The sequence below is a fragment of the Streptomyces sp. NPDC048185 genome, from assembly GCF_043202495.1.
Classification (GTDB): domain Bacteria; phylum Actinomycetota; class Actinomycetes; order Streptomycetales; family Streptomycetaceae; genus Streptomyces.
In genome coordinates, this window is sequence record NZ_JBIDAN010000008.1 from 341658 (window position 1) to 361383 (window position 19726).

Sequence of the window (19726 nt, forward strand, 5' to 3'; positions counted from 1 at the left end):
CCGCGCCGAGACCGCCGCCGCCCGCACGTACGAGCCGGGTTGCGCCCGCACCACGGGACCGCACCGGCCGCACGGAACCTGACCCATGATCAGGAGCCGTTGCGAGCAAAGGCGTTGGCCGACGTCTGGCCGTGCGGGCCCGTGTACCGGACGCCTGCCGGGACGGCGCCGCACGGCCCCCGGCAGCGAAGGGTCACCGCCCGGTCAGCCGACAACGGCCGACCGGGCGGGAGCGGGTTGCGGTCCGCCCAGTTCGACGGCGTGCTCGGCCTCGGCGAACGCGGCGACGGGCACCTCGTCCATGAGGCGGCGCGGCGGACGCGCGGCGACGGGGGCCACGGCGGCCGTGGGGAGCGAGAACCAGACGACCTTGCCGGACTCGCCGTCCGGCCGGGCGCCCCAGCTCTCGCTCATCGCGGCCACCATCGCGAGCCCTCGCCCGCAGGTGGCGAGGGGCTCGGCGTCGTCCACCACCGGCAGTCGCGGATCGTGGTCGCGCACCGAGACCGTGAGCCGGTCCAGGAGCAGTTCTATCTCCACGGTGCACGTCTTGTCGGGCGCGGCATGCAGGTGGACGTTGGTCAGCAGCTCCGTCACGCCGAGCGCCGCCCGGTCGATCAGGGAGTCCATATGCCAGTAGCGCAATTGCGCAGATACGATTCTGCGGACCTGGCCGATCCGCGACGGCAGGGCTTGGAGCTCCACCGTGCAGTGTCTGCTTGGGTGACTGATCACGGCTGCGACTCCCCGACAAAGAGGTCCGGAAGAACACGGAGTTCGGATCCAGCAGGGCGCACGCGGCACATCGCCGCCTGCTGTCATGGCCGGCGGGCTGGTTCGCAGCGTTATCGCCGGTAAACCCAGAGTGACGTGAGACCAGAGTGACGCAAGGGGTGAGGCACCGCAAGTCACGCACATCTCAGCCGTTGCGCCCCGCCGCCCTGCGCACGGCCTCGATGAAACGGCCCGCGGCGGGCGGGCCCGGCTCACCGGGAGCGGGGTCGCGGTCGCCGAGGGTCAGCAGGTACCGCTTGCCGTCCAGGTCGGCGAGCGCCCGGCCCTCCGGGGCGAACCAGGGCCGGGAGGCGCGCACGGCCTGCACCGGCGCGCTGTCTATCTCGCTGCCGTAGCTGGTGAGCAACTCCAGCCTGCCGCCGCTGATCCGGACCTGCCCGGCCCGGGTGAGCGAACGCAGCCGCTTGCCGATCCGCACCCCCGTGGCCGTGAACTCCGGCTCCGCCATGCCGTCGCCCCCTCGCGCGCGTCGGTCTGCCGGACCATGGCACCGTGAGGGGCCCGGTACCGGCTCGTGTCGTCCTCCAGTGTGCGCCCGTGACGGGACCCCGGTCCCGCCGGGTGCAGTCTGCCCGCACCCGGGCGCCGAGCACCAGTGCGCGCCGTTCCTTTCCGGGGTCGCCCGGAGCACTCGCGCGAATGCGCCCCCACCCGGGAGCACCCCTTGCCCCAGCCTGTCTTTGGGGCCCTCAAAGGTGTGTTTATGCAGGTGAGAAGCGTGTGGAAGGTGCTTATGATCGGTGTGCACCGGCCGCGCGAGGCGCCGTCGGAGCGCAGCGTAAGGAGCCCCGTCGTGAGCACCCCCCAGCAGTCCCGGACCGGCGCCACCCTCGACGTCGACCACAGCGACGCCGACTACCGCGCCTGGCTGAAAGAAGCCGTGCGCAAGGTCCAGGCCGACGCCAACCGGTCGGCCGACACCCACCTCCTCCTGTTCCCGCTGCCGGAGCGGTGGGGCATCGACCTCTACCTGAAGGACGAGTCGACCCACCCCACCGGCAGCCTCAAGCACCGGCTCGCCCGCTCGCTCTTCCTCTACGGCCTGTGCAACGGCTGGATCAGGCCGGGCCGGCCCGTGATCGAGGCGTCCAGCGGCTCGACGGCCGTCTCCGAGGCGTACTTCGCCTCGCTGATCGGCGTGCCCTTCATCGCGGTCATGCCGCGCACGACCAGTGCCGAGAAGATCCGCCTGATCGAGTTCCAGGGCGGGCAGTGCCACTTCGTGGACGACTCCCGCAGGATGTACGAGGAGTCCGCCCGCCTCGCGGCCGAGACCGGCGGCCACTACATGGACCAGTTCACCTACGCGGAACGGGCCACCGACTGGCGCGGCAACAACAACATCGCCGAGTCGATCTTCCGTCAGCTGCGGCGCGAGCGGTTCCCCGAGCCGGCGTGGATCGTCGCGACGGCCGGCACCGGAGGCACCTCGGCGACCCTCGCCCGCTATGTGCACTACATGCAGTACGACACCCGCGTCTGCGTCGCCGATCCGGAGAACTCCTGCTTCTTCGACGGCTGGACCACCGGCGACCCGGACGTCACCTGCGACTGCGGCTCCCGCATCGAGGGCATCGGCCGGCCCCGCATGGAACCGAGCTTCGTGCCCGGGGCGATCGACCGCATGATGAAGGTGCCCGACGCCGCGAGCGTCGCCGCCGTACGGGCCCTGGAGCGGGCCATCGGCCGCAAGGCCGGCGGGTCGACGGGCACCGGGCTGTGGAGCGCGCTGAAGATCGTCGCCGAGATGGTGGCCGAGGGACGCCACGGCAGCGTGGTGACGCTGCTGTGCGACCCGGGCGACCGGTACCTCGACAAGTACTACTCGGACGCGTGGCTCGCCGAACAGGGCCTGGACATCAGTCCGTACGCCGCGGCGATCGAGTCCCTGCTGCACACCGGCACCTGGCCGGAGTGACCGGTCACCGGCCCTGCCGCCCGGCCAGGCGCCGGTCCAGCGAGGCGACCGCATCCCGGAAGGCCCGCCCGAGCGCCGGGCGGCCCAGGTGCAGGGCGAAGCGGAAGGGCGCCGTGCCGTCGGCGGCGAACGTCCACCGCACGCGCGTCCCGGTGCCGGCCGGAGCCAGCCGCCACTCCTCGGCCATCGCCCGGGCCCCCGGCGCGTTGGTGACGTCCACGCGATAGGCGTACACCTCGGGGCGCTCCGCCGCGAGCACCGCCTCCACGAAGCGTGTACCGCCCTTGAGCCGGACCTCGCGCCCCGCTCCGTCGCCGATGGGCCGGGCGGACGTCACCGCGGAGAACCACGCGGTCCAGCCCGGCACGTCCTCGGCGAGCGCGCGGAAGACCGGCTCGGGGGCGGCGGAGATCTCCGCCGAGAAGACCAGCCGTACGGGGGCCGACTCGACGAAGTCGAGCCCCACCGGACGCAGACGGCGAGCCATGGACGACGACCCCCTGGTGACGAGCCGCGGAAGCGGACGATCGGCGACGTGGCGTCACCCTAGCGGCGGCCGCGGCCGTTGTCAGCGCCGCCTCGGACCGCACCGGGGGTCCGCCGGGCACGCTCACCGGCGCCGGGCAGGGGCACCCACGCGCCGCTCCATGGTGCTCACCGATCCGGAAGCGCTCAGTCGCCGCTGTCCGGCTCGCCCGCCACGACCAGCCGCAGATGCTCCGCGATCTCCGCACGCGCGTCCGCCGGCAGACCGCCGTCGGTCACCAGCGTGTCGACCTGTTCCAGCGTCGCGAACGAACTCAGGCCCACCACACCCCACTTGGTGTGATCGGCGACCACCACGACCCGCCGCGCCGACTGCACCAGCCGCCGGTTGGTCTCCGCCTCCGCGAGATTCGGCGTCGACAGTCCGGCCTCGGCCGATATCCCGTGCACACCGAGGAACAGCAGATCGAAGTGGAGCGCCGCGATGGCCTGGTCGGCGACGGGCCCCACCAGCGAGTCGGAGGGCGTGCGCACCCCGCCGGTCAGCACCACCGTGGCCGTGGCCTGCCGCGAGCCCGAGGTGCGCTGCGCCACGTGGAACACGTCGGCCACCCGCACCGAGTTCGTCACCACGGTGAGATCCGGCACGTCCACCAGCCGGTGCGCCAGCGCGTAGGTCGTCGTACCGCCCGACAGTGCGATCGCGGCGCCCGGCGCGACCAGCTCGGCCGCGGCCCGCGCGATGTCCTCCTTGGCGGTCGGCTCCAGACCCGACTTGGCCTCGAACCCCGGCTCGTGCGTGCTCGCCTCGACCACCGGCACCGCGCCGCCGTGCACCTTCTCCAGCACTCCCTGCCGGGCCAGCGCGTCGAGGTCGCGGCGGACCGTCATGTCCGACACGCCGAGCTTCCGGGTCAGTTCATTGACCCGGACGCCGCCGCGGCGGCGCACCTCGTCCAGGATCAGGGCGCGCCGCTGCTCCGCGAGGAGGTTCGAATTCTCACTCACGTACGCCTCGGTCCTTTCGCCGCAAAACCGTCCGACACGCCCCGTCACCCGTTCCCACGAGGACTTCTCCCCGTTCCAGTGGCGGGCGTCCCATCCTCGCACGCCCCACGACTGGCCGCGCCACCGGCTGCGGAAGCGCACGCGCCACTCCCGCCCCGCCGGTCACACGGTTCGGGGAGATTCGGTGCCGGGGGGTGTGCGACGCCCGCGAAGTGGAGATCCTTGTGCCCGCACGGACACGGCCGACGGCGCGTCACGGGGGTGTGCGGACAGTGGAACAGGCGCAGGAACGGGCCGGAAACGGTGACGGGAGCGACCCCGCCGCCCCCGGCCCTCAGCCCCGGGAGACCGGCACCGCCCTGGAACTCCTGGTGCACGGCGTGGGCGGTACGACACCCGCGCAGATGCTGGACGACCCGCGCACCGTACGGATCACCGGCGACCACGTCGCGGCCGTCTTCCGCCGCACCGAGGACGCCGACGCAGAGTCCCGGCCCGAGGACTACCGGGGCCGGCCGGTGCCCGAGGCCTACGTCTGGTGCAACCTCACCTCGGGCAACGGCACCCGTGCCCTGTGGCTGCTGCTCCTGCCGTTCATGGTGGTCAACCTCGCCCACTGGATGCGGCCCGCCGCCCACGGCCGCATCCGGACGGTCCGGCTCTACGGCTTACTGGTGCGGCTCGCGGGACTGACCCTGACGGTGCTGCTCGTCGCCGCGGCCTGCGAGGTCGCCATCGACCTCGTCGCCTGGCAGTGCGCGGGCACGAGCGCCTGCGCCCGGAGGCACTCCTGGCTGGGCTTCCTGTCGCCGGCGGGGCCGGACGCCGGCTGGTGGAGCCCGCCCGGCCGCAGACTCGCCCTCGCCGCCGCCGTGCCCGTCGCGCTCACCGGCCTCCTGTGGTACCTGTCCCTGCGCACCTGGCGTGCGTACGAGTCCCGGCAGCCGATGGACCGCACCGACGGCCCCGAGGACGCCCCGGGCCGCACCGCCCTGAACCGCCCCGGCTTCTGGTACGGGCGGCGCCTGGTGGCCCGGCTGCGGGCCGCGCACACCGCCGCCGGCCTGCTGACGGTCGCCGCGGCCGTCGGCGTCCCGGCGGCCCGCTTCGACCGGGCGCCCGGCGGTCCGGCGCTGCTCGACGTGCTCGGCCGGCTGCTGGAGGGCGCACTGGTCGCCTGTGCGGTCGCGGCGGTGGGCGTGACCTGCCGCCGGGGCCGCAGCGAGAACCGCCTGGACCGGGAACTCGACCGGCACGTCGTACGCCGTCTGCCGCTCGCCGCACTCGTCCTGCTCGCCCTCGCCCTGGTGTACGGCGGCTGGGCCCGCCCGGGGTGGACGTCGGCCGGCCGGCTGCCCGGCGACATGACCTTCGGCGCCATCGCCCTGGTGCAGGGACTGCTGGTGATCGTGCTCGGCGTGGTCGCCCACGTGCTGCACCGCGCCCTCCCCGACCCGCGTGCCGCGATCCGCGGCCTCGGCGGTCCCGCCGTCGCCATGCTGGCCTGCGCGCTGGGGGGCGTGATGTCCGGCGGGGTCGCGCAGCGGGTGTCGGACTGGCTGGACGGCACCGGGACGTCCATCGACGGGCCGCCCGTCCTGCTGACCTGGCAGGCGTCGGTCATCCCACCGCTGCTCCTGATCGTGCTGCTGCTGTGCGCCGCCCTCGCCCGGCGCACCTGGCACCTCGCCCGGGCGGAGCGGGACGCCGTGGAGGGCGACCACCCCCGAGAGGCAGGGGACCCGGTCCGCACCCGGCGCATCGCGACCGCCCGCGCCATGGCCGGCCTCACCGACCGGGGCCCCTCGTCGTCGCCGTCACCTCCGTGGCCACCCTGCTGCTGGGGGCGGCAGCCCTGGCGGGAGCCCTGACGACCGACCAGGCACCGGCCGACGCCGCGCGCGGGACGCACGCCGTCGTGCACGGAGCCGCGCAGACCGCCGAGGCGCTCGGCTCCTGGCTCATCGGCCTCGGCTTCCTCCTCTTCGTCACCTGGGGCAGGCGCGCCTACAAGGACGCCTCCGCCCGGCGCACCATCGGCATCCTGTGGGACGTCGGCACCTTCTGGCCGCGCGCCGCCCACCCCTTCGCACCGCCCTGCTACGCCGAGCGCGCGGTGCCCGACCTGACCTGGCGCATGGCGACCTGGACCCGCGCCACCGGCGGGCGGCTGGTCATCTCCGGGCACTCGCAGGGCAGCGTCCTCGCCGCCGCCGCGGCCTGGCAACTGGCGCCCTCGGCCCGCAAGCGGGTCGCCCTGCTGACCTACGGCTCCCCGCTGGAGCGCCTCTACGGCCGCTGGTTCCCCGCCCACTTCGGACCCGACGCGCTCGGCTCCCTGCACCGGGACGTCGACTGCTGGCGCAACCTCTACCGGCGCACCGACCCCATCGGCGGTCCGATGCGGCTGCCCGGCGACTGCGGCCCGGCCGTGGACCGCGAGCCCCTCGAGGATCCGCTCTCCTACGGCCGCACCGACCTGCACCCGCTGCCCGAGCCGATCCTGGGCCACTCCGACTACCAGGCCGACCCGGTCTTCGCCGAGGAACGGCGACGACTGCTGGCCCGGCTGAGCCCGGAGGTGCCGGCCCCGCGCCGCACCGGCCGGGCGGCCCCCGCCCCGGGAGCGGACGGCGGGCCCGGCGGCTGCTAGGGCCTGTCGTTCGGATCAGCCGCAGACGCGGGGCCTGGCACGCGCATCTGCCGCGTTGTCGTCGGTTGCCGACGCTCCGCGTCGACGCCCTCCTCCGCCTTGCAGCTGCACGCACCAGGCCCCGCTCACCGGCGCTGACAAGAACCGCCGCTGTCCTGCGACCTGATCCAAACGACAGGCCCTAGGCCGCGCGCCCCGGCAGCTCCTACCGGGGCAGGTCCGGCAGGTCCTCCTCGTAGAGCAGGCTCAGGTCGTCCGTGGTCGGGTCCGCCAGCTGGGCGACGCGGCCCGCGTGCCGCTCCACCATCGCCTCGAAGGTCTGGCGCGCGGTACGGCCGTTGCCGAAGGCCGGACCCTTGGGGATCGCCGCGAAGTACCGCGTCAGCGCCTCGGGCGCACCCGGCGCCAGCCGGTACTCGTGCTCCTCGGCCTGCTGCTCCACGATCCTCAGGAGCTCCTCGGGCCCGTAGTCGCCGAAGGTGATGGTCCGCGAGAAACGGGACGCCACACCCGGGTTGACCGACAGGAACCGCTCCATCTCCGCCGTGTAGCCGGCGACGATCACCACGACCGCGTCCCGCTGGTCCTCCATCAGCTTCACCAGCGTGTCGATGGCCTCCTTGCCGAAGTCCCGGCCCGCGTCCTCGGGGGACAGCGCGTACGCCTCGTCGATGAACAGCACACCGCCGCGCGCCCGCTGGAAGGCCTCCTGGGTGCGGATCGCGGTGGAGCCGATGTGCTCACCGACCAGGTCGACGCGGGACACCTCGACGAGGTGCCCCTTCTCCAGCACGCCGAGGGAGGCGAGGATCTCTCCGTACAGCCGGGCGACCGTCGTCTTGCCGGTGCCGGGGGAGCCGGTGAAGACCAGGTGCCGTTTGACGGACGCGGCCTTCAGCCCCGCCTGCTGCCGGCGCCGGCCCACCTCGATCATGTCGGTCAGGGCCCGGACCTCCCGCTTGACGCTCTCCAGGCCGACCAGTGCGTCCAGTTCGCCGAGCACGGCCTTCGACGTCCGCGCCGGCTCCTCGGCTCCGGCGCCCGCGATCAGCGGCTCCTGTTCGGTGCTGCGCTGACCGGGGATCGAGCCCAGCAGACCACCGGGGGAGTGGCTCACCGTCTCCACCGCCGTCTCCCGCGCGGGAGGGGGTGTCGGACCGCCCCCGCTCTCGTCACTGGCGCAGTCCTCGACGAGCGGCCCCGAGTCGGACGACGAGTCCGGGCCGCCGTCCGCGAACTCGAACCCGCCGCGCGCGCACCGCTCCGTACGGCACTTCCGCAGTGTCGTACGGCAGCCGTCGATCACGTGGAAGCCGTAGCCGGCGCTGCCCGTCACCCGGCAGCCGAGGAAGCTGCCGCGGCCGCCCGCCGACACGTAGACCCCGGCCTCGGAGGGGGAGTCGACCGTGCAGCGCTCGATGGTGGGGTCGGCGCCCTTGGTGACGATCACGCCGGTGCGGTTGCCGCTCAGCGTGCAGTTGTTGAGGGTGCCGCCGCTGCCGTGGTCGCGGAACCACGCGCCGGTCGCCGCGTCCCGGATGCGGCAGTCGTCGAGCTGCGCGACGGCCCCGTCGCTCACCGACACCGCGGTGTTCCGCACCTGGGACAGATCGCTGTCCACGACGTCCGCGCGCGAGCCGCGGTCCAGCACGAACAGCGCGTCCGGCACGTCGTGCACCCGGCAGGAGTCGAGCACAGCGGTGGCGCCGTCGCTGACCCAGACCGCCGGGTAGTCGCCCGTGCTGTCGAAGATCTCGCACTGGTTGGCGTCCACGCGCGTGCCCGGGTCCCACACCGACAGGCCGTTGCGCCCGAACTGCCGCACGCTGGTGCGGGTCAGGGTGAGCACGGAGCGGGAGCGCAGGTCGACCGCGTTCTCCGGGATGTCGTGGATGCGGCAGTCGGCGAGCGTGAGCACGGCGTCGGTGTCGAGCGTGACACCGTCGGAGGTGGTGCGGTGCACGTCGCAGTCGGTCAGGTGCGCGGTGGCCCGGCCGGAGACCTGGACGCCGCTGCCCCGCACCTCGTAGATCTCGCACCCCACCGCCTCCAGCGCGGAGTGCTCACCGGTCGCCGTCAGCCCCGAACCGGCCGCGTGGTGGACCCGGCAGCGCTCCAGCCGGGGGTGCGCGCCGGAGCGCACCGCGACACCCGCCTGCCCGGCCGAGACGACCTCGCACTCCTCGAACACCCCGCCGCCGCCGTCGAGGACGGCGATACCGACGCCCGCCGGATTGTCGACCGTGCAGCGCCGCACCGTGGGCCGGGCGCTGCCGCGCACCTCGATGCCCGACGCGGACCGCGTGACCACCCGGACGTCCAGCAGTTCCGGAGTGCCCTCCTCGACGAGCACCGCGGGTGCCGCGGCGTCCTGGCCCTCGATGTGCAGGTCCTGGACGACGGCCGAGGCACGCACCGTCAGCGGCACCCCGTCGACGGGCGCGATCCGTACCGATCCCTGGGCCCCGTCGGGCCCGCGCAGGGTCACCGCCCGCTGGACGACGAGGTTCTCCCGGTAGGTCCCGGGGGCGACGGTGAGGACGTCACCGTCGGCCGCGGCCTCGAGGGCGGCGGCGAGCGATGCGTACTCACCCGTGCGGCGCCGCCACCGCGAGGTGCCGGTGTGCGTCACCTGGACCGTGCCCTGTGCCATGGCGTTGCTGTGCCCCCACCTCGTCGTACTGATGGCTCGTTCGCCGACGGGGACGCCCCGGCCGGGACGGGACCGCGGCCGTGCCCGCAGGCCCGCACGCGCTCCCGACACCGGTACGCACCTCTGGCTTCCTCGCGCGCGGGTCGTCGCCGATTGGTTCGGCCGGTCCACCGTAGCGTGCGCGCAGACGGTGGGTTGACCAGAGGCGGAAGCCCGTCAGCTGCCGGTGCCGGTCCGGCCCCAGTCCGGTCCCGCCCGGTCCCACTCCCGCTCCCAACGCTCGTAGCGGCGGCGGACCATGCGCCATACGATGATCCGCCGGCCGGCCTCGACCAGGACCGCGGTGGCCAGGGCGGCGCCGACCCCGGCGAGCGCGGCGTGCGTCGTCGCGGTGGCGGGGTCCAGCGGGCGGGCCACCATCCGGCCCTGACCGTCGGTCCATATCCGGAAATGGTCGCCTGGGTGCGGGTCCCGCAGGCCCGCCAGGACGGGACCGCGGTGCTCGGAGCCGTCCGCCGCCTGCCAGCGCGCGAGGACACGACTGCGCAGGTCTCCGGCCGAGACGCCCTCCGGATCGACGTCGAACGGGGAGCGCTTCAGTTCGCGGACGACGGAGGCCGTCACCTGGTGCCGGGACTCGTGCTGCGTCCGCACCGACCGCTGCAGGACGTCCTGCGCCGCACCGCCCACGAGCATGCCGATCAGGGGCGCGACGATGCAGATCAGCAACAGACCCGTCAGGGCCACCCAGGCCTCGACCAGGTCGGTCGTGCGGCGCAGCGGATTGTGCCGCCAGCGCCAGAGTCCCCTGATCGCCCGCACCGTCCGGCCCCCTTCCCGCTCCCTGCCGCCCCCGGTCGATCCGCCGTACCCCGAGCCGGTCCGGAGGAACCACGGCACCCCGTGCCGGCTTCCTCGGCCGCCTCCTCTCACACGCCTCTCATGAAAGCCAACGCGCGGGCGGGGAGCCGGGTTCCCGGCCGAGAGGACGCCGCTGTGTCGCTCCCGTCACTCGACGATCCGCACCGGGTCGCCGACCCGGACCGTGCCGTCACCGAGGGGCACGAGATTCTGCCCGAAGAGCAGCTTGCGCCCGATGCGGCGGTGCCGCCCGAGGCTGAACAGGGGCTCTCTGCCGCGCACGGCGGTGTCCTGGTCGGTGGTCGTCACCACGCAGCGTCCGGACGGTTTGGCGACGCGGAAGCCGACCTCGCCGACGGTGATGCGCGACCAGCCGTCCTCGGCCCACGCGCCGGTGCCGGTGACGACCAGGTTCGGCCGGAAGCGGTTCATGGGCAGCGGGCCCTCCGCCGCGTGCTCCCCGTCCGCGATCAGGGAGTTGAGGGCGTCGAGGGACGCCGTCGTGGTGAGCAGCAGCGGAAAGCCGTAGGCGAAGGAGACGGTCTCGCCCGGCAGCGCGTACTCGGGGTCGACGGGCCGGCGCGTGGCGGGGTCGTCCAGGTACACCAGCCGCACGTCCGCCCCGAGCCGGGCACTGCACCAGGCGTGCACGGCGTCGTCCTGCGCCGGGACCGCCTCGACCTTGCTCCCGAAGATCTGCACCGGAACGGTGCCCACCGCGCGCGGAACCGGCACCGTGAGCGTGCCGCTGCCGGGCGCGGACAAGCGGACACCGCCGCCGGGCAGAAGCTCGGCGGCGGCCAGGGCCAGGCGCGGCTGCTCGCGCTGGGTGACGACCTTTCCCCCGTCGTCGACCAGCATCCAGCGGCGGTCTCCGGCCAGCCCCCAGGGCTCCACGACGGCTTCCCGGGGCGCGAGGCCCCGGAACGCCTTCACCGGATGGACGTGAATCGACTGCAGTCGCGCGTTCCCCATGGGGTCATGGTGCCAGGCGGCACCGACCACCGGGGAGACGGCTCAGTAGCCGCGGTACTGCTGGTTGTTGTACGGGTCCTGATAGGGCGCCGGGGCGGGCCGCGGCGCCGCGGGGCGCATCGCCTCGTACCCCGCGGGGCCGGGCGCGGCCGGACGGGGCTGCTGCGGGTGCTGGGGCCCGGGGTATCCGCGCGGAGCGCTCGCCTGCTGCGGGATGTACGCGGCGGGCGCCTGCTGCAGCGGAGCCGGCTGCTGCATCTGCTGCGGGTAGCCGTAGGAGGGCTGGGACGGGGCCGCCGGGAGGGCGGGCAGGGCCGACGGGAGCGCCGGCAGGTGGTTGCCCGGCGCGTCGTACGCGGCGGGGACCCGGATCGGGGCGATCTGCGGGGTACCCCGCTCGGCGACGAGCGAGTCGTAGATCGGGGTGTCCGGGAAGGAGGCGGAGTAGTAGCCGCCGCCATAAGTGGAGCGGGGGGAGGTCATGGCACATAAGTTAAGCCCACGATGTGCTGGTTGGGGAGACCGATAAGAGGGTTGTTTTCCGGGCCCGCGGTGACCTGAGTTCCCCAATCAGAGCGAACTTGACGAAATAGGGCAGCGCGGAGGCGTGGTCTTGGTGTAAAGGCCAAGTTCCAGGCGGGTTACCGGCGGTTGGCCGACGGTCTCCGCGCACTCCCCCTGAGCGGTCCGCGGCGGGGGGAATAGGTTGGGCGCGAAAAGTTTGGCGAACCGCCGGGACGCGGCCCGGCGCGGTGACACGTGATGGGGGCGGACATGTCAATGTCGAAGGGCTCGAACACCCCGGTGCCGGCCACGGCGCTGCGGGTCGAACTGGGCTGGCGATCCGGCCCCGGCGTGCCCGACGCGGACGCCTCGGCGCTCCTGCTGGTGGCGGGCAAGGTCCGTTCCGACGCGGACTTCGTCTTCTACAACCAGCCGGCGCACTCCTCCGGCACGGTCCTGCACGAGGGCAAGCGGGACACCGGCGGCCGGGTGACCGACAGCCTGCTGGTCGACCTCGCGCGCGTGGAACCCGCGATCGAGACGGTGATCGTCGCCGCCTCCTCGGACGGCGGGTCGTTCGGCCAGGTCCCCGACCTGTACATCGAGGTGCGGGACGCGGCGCAGAACACCGTCGTCGCCCGCTTCGACAATCCGGGCGCCACGGTCGAAACGGCGTTCGTGCTCGGCGAGTTCTACCGCCGCCAGGGCGCCTGGAAGTTCCGAGCCGTCGGCCAGGGGTACGACAGCGGCCTCGAGGGCCTGGCCACCGACTACGGCATCACCGTGGACGAGCCCCAGCAGGCCGCCCCGCCCCTCGTGCCACCGCCCGCCGCGGCATCCCCGGCCCCGGCCGCCGTCCCGCCCCCGCCCGTGACGCGGCCCGCGGGCACCCCGCCGCCCCCGGCGGCGGCACCCTCACCGGAGCCGGTCCGCCTGACCAAGGTCACGCTCACCAAGGCCGCGCCCTCCGTCTCCCTCACCAAACAGGGCGGCACCTCGGGCGCCATGCGCGTCAACCTCAACTGGGAGGTGCGCAAGCAGTTCTCCGGCTGGGCCCGCAAGCTGGGCCGCCCCGTCGCCATGCACGACGACCTCGACCTCGACCTGTGCTGCCTGTACGAGCTCAGCGACGGCAGCAAGGGCGTCGTCCAGGCCCTCGGCAACGCCTTCGGCTCCCTGCACCAGCCGCCCTTCATCCACCTCGACGGCGACGACCGCACCGGCGCCGTGTCGACCGGCGAGAACCTGACCGTCAACCTCGACCACCAGAGAAACTTCAAGCGCATCCTCGTCTTCGTCACCATCTACGAGGGAGCGCGCTCCTTCGCCGACCTGCACGCCACCGTCACCCTGCAGCCGCAGTACGGCGCACCGATCGACTTCTCGCTCGACGAGTGCACGGTCCCCTCGACGGTGTGTGCCCTCGCCCTGATCACCAACACCGGCAACGACCTCGTCGTCCAGCGTGAGGCCCGCTACCTGGTGCCCGAGCGCGGTGTCAGCCCGCAGCGGACGGTCGACTACGCCTACGGGTGGGGCATGAACTGGACCCCGGGCCGCAAGTGAACCGTCCGGCGCGGGCGCTCAGCCCTCGTCGGGCAGGGCGCCCGGGCGGGCGTAGGTGCGGCCCTTCCAGGCCGCACCGCGCCCCCGGTAGTGCTGCACCGCGGAGTCGACCGTCATCAGGAGGTACAGCAACGCCGTGAAGGGCAGCAGCGGAGCGAGCCACAGCGGCTGCCCGTAGTACCGCAGCATCGGTAGGTACGTCCCCGCCATCACCAGCCACGCGGCGGCCGCGCACACCGCCGCCGCCGTGCCGCCGGCCACCGCGCCGGCGACCACCGCGGCCGGCGGCACCAGGTACACCAGCGCCAGGCCGACGACCGTACCGGCGAGCAGCAGCGGACTGTGCCTCAGCTGCGCGTAGGCGCTGCGCGAGACCATCCGCCACAGGTCGTGCAGCCGCGGATAGGGACGCACACTCTCCACGCCGTCGGCCAGCCCGAGCCACACCCGGCCACCGCTGCCCTTGACCGCCCGGGCGAGGGCCACGTCGTCGATGACCGCGTGCCGGATGGCGTCCGGGATCCGCGCCCGCTCGGCGGCGTCGGCGCGCAGCAGCACGCAGCCGCCCGCGGCGGCCGCCGTCCGCGTCGCCCTCCCGCCGGCCCGCTCCCCGCCGATCCGCCGGAACGGGTACAGCTGCGCGAAGAAGTAGACGAAGGCCGGCACCACCAGCCGCTCCCACGCGCTCTCCACCCGCAGCCGGGCCATCTGCGAGACGACGTCGAAACCGCCGGTACGAGCCGCGGCCACCAGCTGCCGCAGGCTGTCCGGCGCGTGGGCGATGTCGGCGTCCGTCAGCAGCAGGTACTCGGGGTCCCGTGCGCGTGCCAAGTGGATGCCGTGCCGCACCGCCCACAGCTTGCCCGTCCAGCCCGCCGGCGGCTCCCCGGGTGACGCCACGGTGAGCGCCGGGCCCTCCTGGCGCCTGGCCAGGTCGCGTGCCAGATCACCGGTGCCGTCCGTGCTGCCGTCGTCGATCAGGAAGATCTCCGCCCGCCCCGGATAGTCCTGGGCCAGCAGCGACGGCAGGCTCGCCGGGAGGACGGCCGCCTCGTCGCGCGCCGGCACGACGACGCACACCGGCGGCCACACGTCCGGCTCCGCGCGGGCGGGCAGCCTGACGTCCGTACGCCAGAAGAAGCCCTGGGCGAGCAGCAGCCACAGCCAGGCGGCGAGGGACAGGGCGGATACCACGGTCACGACGGAAGTCCACACATCGGCGCTCACGTGCGCAGTCTGCCCCACGACGCGGCGCGCGGAGGCCCATCGTCTATCGTGGCCTGGTGAAGATCGCGCTCATGGACTCCGGAATCGGTCTGCTGGCGGCCACCGCAGCGGTACGGCGCCTGCGGCCGGACGCCGATCTCATCCTCTCCCTGGATCCCGACGGCATGCCCTGGGGCCCGCGGACTCCCGAAGATCTCACCGGCCGGGCCCTGGCCGTCGCCGAGGCCGCCGCCGCACACCGGCCGGAGGCCCTGATCGTCGGCTGCAACACGGCCACCGTGCATGCGCTGCCCACGCTGCGGGCCCGCTTCGAACCCGGCCTTCCGGTCATCGGCACCGTCCCGGCGATCAAGCCCGCCGCGGCCGGCGGCGGCCCCGTGGCGATCTGGGCGACGCCCGCCACCACGGGCAGCCCCTACCAGCGCGGACTCATCGCGGAGTTCGCCGCCGGCACGCCCGTCACCGAGGTGCCGTGCCACGGTCTCGCCGAGGCCGTCGAGCACGCGGACGAGGCGGCGATCACCGCCGCCGTGGCCGCCGCCGCCGCGCTGACGCCCGAGGACGTGACCACCGTCGTCCTGGGCTGCACCCACTACGAACTGGTCGCCGAACGCATCCGCGCCGCCGTGCAGCGCCCCGGCTCCCCGCGTCTCGTCCTGCACGGCTCCGCCGGCGCGGTCGCCGCACAGGCGCTGCGCCGGATCGGCGCCCGGCCCGACCCCGGGGCCCCGGCCTCGGGCACCCTCACCGTGCTGCTGAGCGGACGGGAGGGAGTCCTGCCCGCGACCGCGGCGGTCTACGAGGAGGGCCGGCTGCTGCGCACGGTCACACCCGCCGGCTGACCCGGGGCGCACGCCCGCTCGGCCCAGTCACCCTGCGCGACGAGGTACCCGCGCAGCGAAACATGAGTAACCTCATATCCATGAGGCATCGCCCCGGCGAGAGCACCCCCGCACCGGACGTCTGGACCGGACGTGCCACCAACCGCGTCCAGTGGTTCCTGGCACTCATCGGCGTGGCCTGCGTGGCACTCGGTATCGCGCTGGCCGTCGAATCAGCCTGGCAATCCGGCATCGCCCCGCTGACCATGGCCGTCGTCGGCTGCATCGCGGCCGGACTGCTCGTGCTCTTCGGCACGCTGGCGTTCGTGCACGTCGCGCTGAGAGTCGACGAGGAGTGCCTCGAAGTGCGCTGCGGCCACATCGGCGTGCCGCGCCGGCGCATCCCCCTGTCGCACGTCGTCGGAGCCGAGTTCACCCCGCACGTCACCCCGCGGCACTGGGGCGGCTGGGGTTACCGCTGGCGGCCGGAGAAGGGCACCGCCGTCGTCGTGCGGCGCGGCGAGGGCCTGATCCTGCGACTGTGGGACGGCCACACCTTCACCGTCACGGTGGACGACGCGGAAGCGGCCGTCCAGGTCATCAAGGACCGCCTCCGCCCGAAGACGCCGGGCCCGGCAGCGCACTGACGCGTCCGCCGGCCGGTACACCCGTACCGCAGCGAGGACGACGCAGGTACATCCGTACCGCAGCGGGAGCTGCGCACGTCCGCCGCAGAGCCGCCCCCGGGATCACCGGAGCGCCCGGCGGCCCTGCCGCCCCGTCCCCGGCACCGCCGCCGGTGACTCGTCGGCGAGGGGGCGGGCCGTGGCCAGTCCGGCGAGCAGTCCCGCGCCCACCGACACGGCCGTGAAGCTCAGCGCGTTGCCGACCGCGGCGACGGCGGCCAGCCCGGTCAGCGCCACCGCCGCGGTCAGCACGACCGGCGTCGGCCGCGGCGAGCGCCACAACGCGTACAGCATCCAGCCGAAGGCCGCGCCCAGCAGGACGACGCCGACGACGCCCTGTTCGGCCGCCTGCTGCCAGAGGGCCGAATGGGGCCTGCCGTCGGACACCGCCGACTGCCCGGCCGTCGGACTCAGCTCACCGAAACGCCCCGGTCCCACGCCGAGGACGGCGTCCCGGCGCAGCAGGTCCAGCGCGTCGCCCCAGAGCAGGACCCGGGCGGAGGTCAGCCGTTCTTCCACGGGAGCGGCGAGACCGCCCGGGACGCCGCTCGCCGCGACCGCCCAGGTCAGACCGGTCACCACGCCCGTCACCAGACCCAGCCCGGCGAGCGCGGCACCGCGGCGGCGGACGCGTCCGGCGGCGAGCGAGCACAGCAGCACCACCACACAGGCCACGCAACCGGCGGTCGAGCCCAGGACGTACGCGGTCGCGGCGATCCCCGCGGCCGGCAGGCGCAGCACCAGCCGGACGGCCGGCACCGGACTGGCCCAGGCACCGCAGGACGCGGCACCCGCCGACAGGACCAGCAGGGCCGCGGTGGCACCGGCGTGTCCGAGCGGCACGGTGATCCGCGGTCCCGTGACCAGATGCGGAACGGCCACCGTCAGCGCGGCACCGGCGATCCCCGCGGCACACGGGGCGGCGACCGGGAGGAGCGCGCCGCAGATCCGCCCCACGGCATAGCCGGCCGCCACCGCCAGTACCGCGAGCAGCACCCCCTCCGGACGCCCGTCGTGCGCGGCGGCCGTGATCAGCGACCAGGAGGCACAGGCCCCCAGGATCACCACCCCGGCCGCGTCCGACCCGCTCCGTCTCCCGCCGTCCGCCGCCGCAGCCGCGGACTCACGCCCCCTCGCACCCACCGTGCCCCCCGCCCGTGCCGCCCCCGACCTCGACGGGCCCCGCGCCCGGGCGACAGGACCGGACGACCGGGGCTCCGGCACACCGTAACGGCTGGTCGGCGGATTGACGCCGGTCCGGCGGCCGGTTGTGCCGAACCGACGCGGCACCGGCTGCCGGCGGGCCACCGGCCCCCCTCGAACCATGCTGCCGGCGGCGACGTCACGCGCCGTACACTCCGGGGGGTGACCGTCACCGCAACCACCGTCGGCGAGCCGGACCGGCTGAAGCCCCAGGCCGCGCCCGCCTCGCGCCTCGCCGCGCGGCTCACGCGCCTGTTCCCGGCCGCCGCAGCCGCGCTCTCCGGCCTGCTGCTCTACGTGAGCTTCCCGCCGCGCACCCTGTGGTGGCTGGCCCTGCCCGCCTTCGCAGGCTTCGGCGCGGTGCTGCGCGGCCGGAGCTGGAAGGCGGGCCTCGGCCTCGGCTACCTGTTCGGTCTCGGCTTCCTGCTGCCCCTGCTGGTGTGGACCGGCGTGGAGGTCGGCCCCGGCCCCTGGCTCGCCCTGGTGGTCATCGAGGCAATCTTCGTCGCGCTGGTCGGCGCGGGCATCGCCGCGGTGTCGCGGCTCCCGGCCTGGCCCGTGTGGGCGGCGGCCGTGTGGATCGCCGGAGAGGCCGCCCGCGCGCGCGTGCCGTTCCACGGCTTCCCCTGGGGCAAGATCGCGTTCGGACAGGCGGACGGCGTGTTCCTGCCGCTCGCCGCGGTCGGCGGCACACCGGTGCTCGGCTTCGCGGTCGTCCTGTGCGGCTTCGGCCTCTGCGAGACCGTCCGGCTGGCCACGGGGGCACGCCGCACCCGCACGGTACGGCGGGGCGCGGCGGCAGCGGCCCTGCTCGCCGTGGCCGTCCCCGTGGTGGGCGCCGTGGCCGCCCGGCCGCTGGTCACCGACGAGGCGGAGGACGGCACCGCGACCGTCGCCGTCATCCAGGGCAACGTGCCGCGTGCCGGCCTCGACTTCAACGCCCAGCGCCGCGCCGTGCTCGACCACCACGCGCGCGAGACGGAACGCCTGGCCGCCGAGGTCGAGGCGGGCAGGGCCGACCGCCCCGACTTCGTGCTCTGGCCGGAGAACTCCTCCGACATCGACCCCTTCGCCAACGCCGACGCGCGCTACGTCATCGACCGGGCCGCCAAGGCGATCGGCGTGCCCATCTCGGTCGGCGGTGTCGTCGAACGCGACGGCAAGCTGCTCAACGAGCAGATCCTGTGGGACCCGGACAAGGGCCCCGTCGACACCTACGACAAGCGGCAGATCCAGCCCTTCGGCGAGTACCTGCCGCTGCGCTCGATGATCGGGGCGATCAACGACGAGTGGACCTCCATGGTCAGCCGGGACTTCAGCCGCGGAACCGAGCCCGGCGTGTTCACCATGGCCGGCACCGAGGTCGGCCTCGTCACCTGCTACGAGGCCGCCTTCGACTGGGCCGTGCGCTCGGAGGTCACCGACGGCGCCCAGATGATCTCCGTGCCCAGCAACAACGCCACGTTCGACCGCAGCGAGATGACCTACCAGCAGCTCGCCATGTCCCGCATCCGCGCCGTCGAGCACAGCCGGACCGTCACCGTGCCGGTCACCAGCGGCGTCAGCGCCATCATCATGCCGGACGGCCGGATCACCCAGAAGACCGGCATGTTCGTCGCGGACTCCCTCGTCCAGGAGGTGCCGCTGCGTTCGTCCGAGACGCCGGCCACCCGGTGGGGCGTGTGGCCGGAGATCGTCCTGGTGCTCGTCGCGGCCGGCGGGCTCGGCTGGGCCGTGGGCGCCGGTGTGCGCGGGCGGCGCGCCCGTGGTGTGTGACCGTCCGCCCGTCACACGCCCCGCGCCACCGGCAAGAGCGGCCCGCCCGGCCCGTTAGGGTCGGGCGCATGGCTACTCCCGACTTCATCCGCGACCTGCGCGCCTCCGCCGGACACCAGCTGCTGTGGCTCCCCGGAGTCACCGCCGTCGTCTTCGACGAGGAGGGGCGAGTGCTGCTGGGCCGCCGGGCCGACAACCGGCGCTGGTCGCTGATCGGGGGCATTCCGGAACCCGGGGAGCAGCCCGCCGCCTGCGCCGTGCGCGAGGTGGAGGAGGAGACCGCAGTCCAGTGCGTCGTCGAGCGACTGGTCCTCGTCCAGGCACTCGACCCGGTCACGTACGAGAACGGCGACGTGTGCCAGTTCATGGACGTCACGTTCCGCTGCCGGGCGGTCGGCGGCGAGGCACGGGTCAACGACGACGAGTCCCTGGACGTGGGCTGGTTCGCGGTGGACGCCCTGCCGGATCTCGGGGAGTTCGGCCGGTCCCGGATCAAGCAGGCACTGTCCGACGCACCCACATGGTTCGACCCCACTGGTTCCGTCTGAACTATGGGGCGTGCCCACATGGGGCGCGGGGTGGGCCCTGCCTAGG

At 74.1% G+C, this 19726-nt stretch carries 16 protein-coding genes and 1 pseudogene; 7 read left to right on the forward strand and 10 right to left on the reverse strand.

The features are described 5' to 3' along the window. Positions 1–204 precede the first annotated feature (204 nt). The gene (locus tag ACGF3H_RS24735) at positions 205–735 is read right to left on the reverse strand and encodes an ATP-binding protein (RefSeq protein ID WP_393585574.1); all 531 of its coding nucleotides are present in this window, start codon (positions 733–735) and stop codon (positions 205–207) included. A gap of 184 nt (positions 736–919) precedes the next feature. Next, entirely contained in the window at positions 920–1243 is a 324-nt protein-coding gene (locus tag ACGF3H_RS24740) for a hypothetical protein (protein ID WP_362500624.1), read from the reverse strand. A 345-nt stretch (positions 1244–1588) separates the two neighbouring features. Here ACGF3H_RS24740 and ACGF3H_RS24745 point away from each other — a divergent pair, with 345 nt between their 5' ends. Next, positions 1589–2713: a PLP-dependent cysteine synthase family protein gene (locus ACGF3H_RS24745; protein ID WP_362500626.1), complete on the forward strand. Its 1125-nt coding sequence runs from the start codon at positions 1589–1591 to the stop codon at positions 2711–2713. 4 nt (positions 2714–2717) lie between these two features. On the opposite strand, the gene ACGF3H_RS24750 is transcribed toward ACGF3H_RS24745, so the two are convergent. Together ACGF3H_RS24750 and ACGF3H_RS24755 are read right to left on the reverse strand one after the other, a co-directional pair. Further along, a complete protein-coding gene (locus ACGF3H_RS24750; protein ID WP_362500628.1) occupies positions 2718–3200 on the reverse strand; it encodes an SRPBCC family protein in 483 nt (160 codons plus the stop codon). 185 nt (positions 3201–3385) lie between these two features. Then, complete coding sequence (locus ACGF3H_RS24755; RefSeq protein WP_362500630.1) at positions 3386–4207, reverse strand: DeoR/GlpR family DNA-binding transcription regulator; 822 nt, start codon at positions 4205–4207, stop codon at positions 3386–3388. A gap of 272 nt (positions 4208–4479) precedes the next feature. Here ACGF3H_RS24755 and ACGF3H_RS24760 point away from each other — a divergent pair. Continuing rightward, a pseudogene (locus ACGF3H_RS24760) lies at positions 4480–6860 on the forward strand (hypothetical protein). A gap of 205 nt (positions 6861–7065) precedes the next feature. Here the strand turns inward: ACGF3H_RS24760 and ACGF3H_RS24765 are convergent. The 4 genes from ACGF3H_RS24765 to ACGF3H_RS24780 all read right to left on the reverse strand — a co-directional run bounded on the left by ACGF3H_RS24765 (position 7066) and on the right by ACGF3H_RS24780 (position 11832). Further along, positions 7066–9513 carry a right-handed parallel beta-helix repeat-containing protein gene (locus ACGF3H_RS24765; RefSeq protein WP_362488498.1) on the reverse strand — a complete coding sequence of 816 codons (2448 nt, stop codon included), beginning with the start codon at positions 9511–9513 and terminating at the stop codon, positions 7066–7068. 216 nt (positions 9514–9729) lie between these two features. Next, positions 9730–10335 carry a hypothetical protein gene (locus ACGF3H_RS24770; RefSeq protein ID WP_362488496.1) on the reverse strand — a complete coding sequence of 202 codons (606 nt, stop codon included), beginning with the start codon at positions 10333–10335 and terminating at the stop codon, positions 9730–9732. A 186-nt stretch (positions 10336–10521) separates the two neighbouring features. After that, positions 10522–11349: an MOSC N-terminal beta barrel domain-containing protein gene (locus tag ACGF3H_RS24775; protein ID WP_362488494.1), complete on the reverse strand. Its 828-nt coding sequence runs from the start codon at positions 11347–11349 to the stop codon at positions 10522–10524. A 42-nt stretch (positions 11350–11391) separates the two neighbouring features. Next, positions 11392–11832, reverse strand: a complete 441-nt coding sequence (locus ACGF3H_RS24780; RefSeq protein ID WP_362488492.1) for a DUF6643 family protein — start codon at positions 11830–11832, stop codon at positions 11392–11394. 297 nt (positions 11833–12129) lie between these two features. Here ACGF3H_RS24780 and ACGF3H_RS24785 point away from each other — a divergent pair, with 297 nt between their 5' ends. Further along, the gene (locus ACGF3H_RS24785) at positions 12130–13419 is read left to right on the forward strand and encodes a TerD family protein (protein WP_362488876.1); all 1290 of its coding nucleotides are present in this window, start codon (positions 12130–12132) and stop codon (positions 13417–13419) included. An 18-nt stretch (positions 13420–13437) separates the two neighbouring features. On the opposite strand, the gene ACGF3H_RS24790 is transcribed toward ACGF3H_RS24785, so the two are convergent. Beyond that, positions 13438–14664 (reverse strand): glycosyltransferase, encoded by a 1227-nt coding sequence (locus ACGF3H_RS24790; protein WP_362488490.1) that lies wholly within the window; start codon positions 14662–14664, stop codon positions 13438–13440. Between the two features lie 38 nt (positions 14665–14702). On the opposite strand from ACGF3H_RS24790, the gene ACGF3H_RS24795 reads away from it, so the two are divergent. Both ACGF3H_RS24795 and ACGF3H_RS24800 read left to right on the forward strand, forming a co-directional pair. Continuing rightward, positions 14703–15488, forward strand: coding sequence for an aspartate/glutamate racemase family protein (locus tag ACGF3H_RS24795; RefSeq protein ID WP_362488488.1), 786 nt, complete (start codon positions 14703–14705; stop codon positions 15486–15488). Between the two features lie 80 nt (positions 15489–15568). Continuing rightward, positions 15569–16114 (forward strand): hypothetical protein, encoded by a 546-nt coding sequence (locus ACGF3H_RS24800; RefSeq protein ID WP_362488486.1) that lies wholly within the window; start codon positions 15569–15571, stop codon positions 16112–16114. Between the two features lie 102 nt (positions 16115–16216). Here ACGF3H_RS24800 and ACGF3H_RS24805 read toward each other — a convergent pair whose 3' ends face one another. After that, entirely contained in the window at positions 16217–17221 is a 1005-nt protein-coding gene (locus ACGF3H_RS24805) for an O-antigen ligase family protein (protein ID WP_362488484.1), read from the reverse strand. A gap of 297 nt (positions 17222–17518) precedes the next feature. Between ACGF3H_RS24805 and lnt the strand changes: the two genes are divergently transcribed. Further along, positions 17519–19132 (forward strand): apolipoprotein N-acyltransferase, encoded by a 1614-nt coding sequence (lnt, locus tag ACGF3H_RS24810; protein WP_362488482.1) that lies wholly within the window; start codon positions 17519–17521, stop codon positions 19130–19132. Positions 19133–19200: 68 nt separating this feature from the next. Further along, a complete protein-coding gene (locus ACGF3H_RS24815; RefSeq protein WP_362488480.1) occupies positions 19201–19680 on the forward strand; it encodes an NUDIX domain-containing protein in 480 nt (159 codons plus the stop codon). Positions 19681–19726: the final 46 nt, after the last annotated feature.

What these genes read in the sequence shown, in the direction of transcription:
- ACGF3H_RS24740 (WP_362500624.1), bottom strand. Translation starts at nt 1,243, where the DNA reads ATGGCGGAGCCGGAGTTCACGGCCACGGGGGTGCGGATCGGCAAGCGG.
- ACGF3H_RS24750 (WP_362500628.1), bottom strand. Translation starts at nt 3,200, where the DNA reads ATGGCTCGCCGTCTGCGTCCGGTGGGGCTCGACTTCGTCGAGTCGGCC.
- ACGF3H_RS24765 (WP_362488498.1), bottom strand. Translation starts at nt 9,513, where the DNA reads ATGGCACAGGGCACGGTCCAGGTGACGCACACCGGCACCTCGCGGTGG.
- ACGF3H_RS24775 (WP_362488494.1), bottom strand. Translation starts at nt 11,349, where the DNA reads ATGGGGAACGCGCGACTGCAGTCGATTCACGTCCATCCGGTGAAGGCG.
- ACGF3H_RS24780 (WP_362488492.1), bottom strand. Translation starts at nt 11,832, where the DNA reads ATGACCTCCCCCCGCTCCACTTATGGCGGCGGCTACTACTCCGCCTCC.
- ACGF3H_RS24785 (WP_362488876.1), top strand. Translation starts at nt 12,130, where the DNA reads ATGTCGAAGGGCTCGAACACCCCGGTGCCGGCCACGGCGCTGCGGGTC.
- ACGF3H_RS24800 (WP_362488486.1), top strand. Translation starts at nt 15,569, where the DNA reads ATGAGGCATCGCCCCGGCGAGAGCACCCCCGCACCGGACGTCTGGACC.
- ACGF3H_RS24815 (WP_362488480.1), top strand. Translation starts at nt 19,201, where the DNA reads ATGGCTACTCCCGACTTCATCCGCGACCTGCGCGCCTCCGCCGGACAC.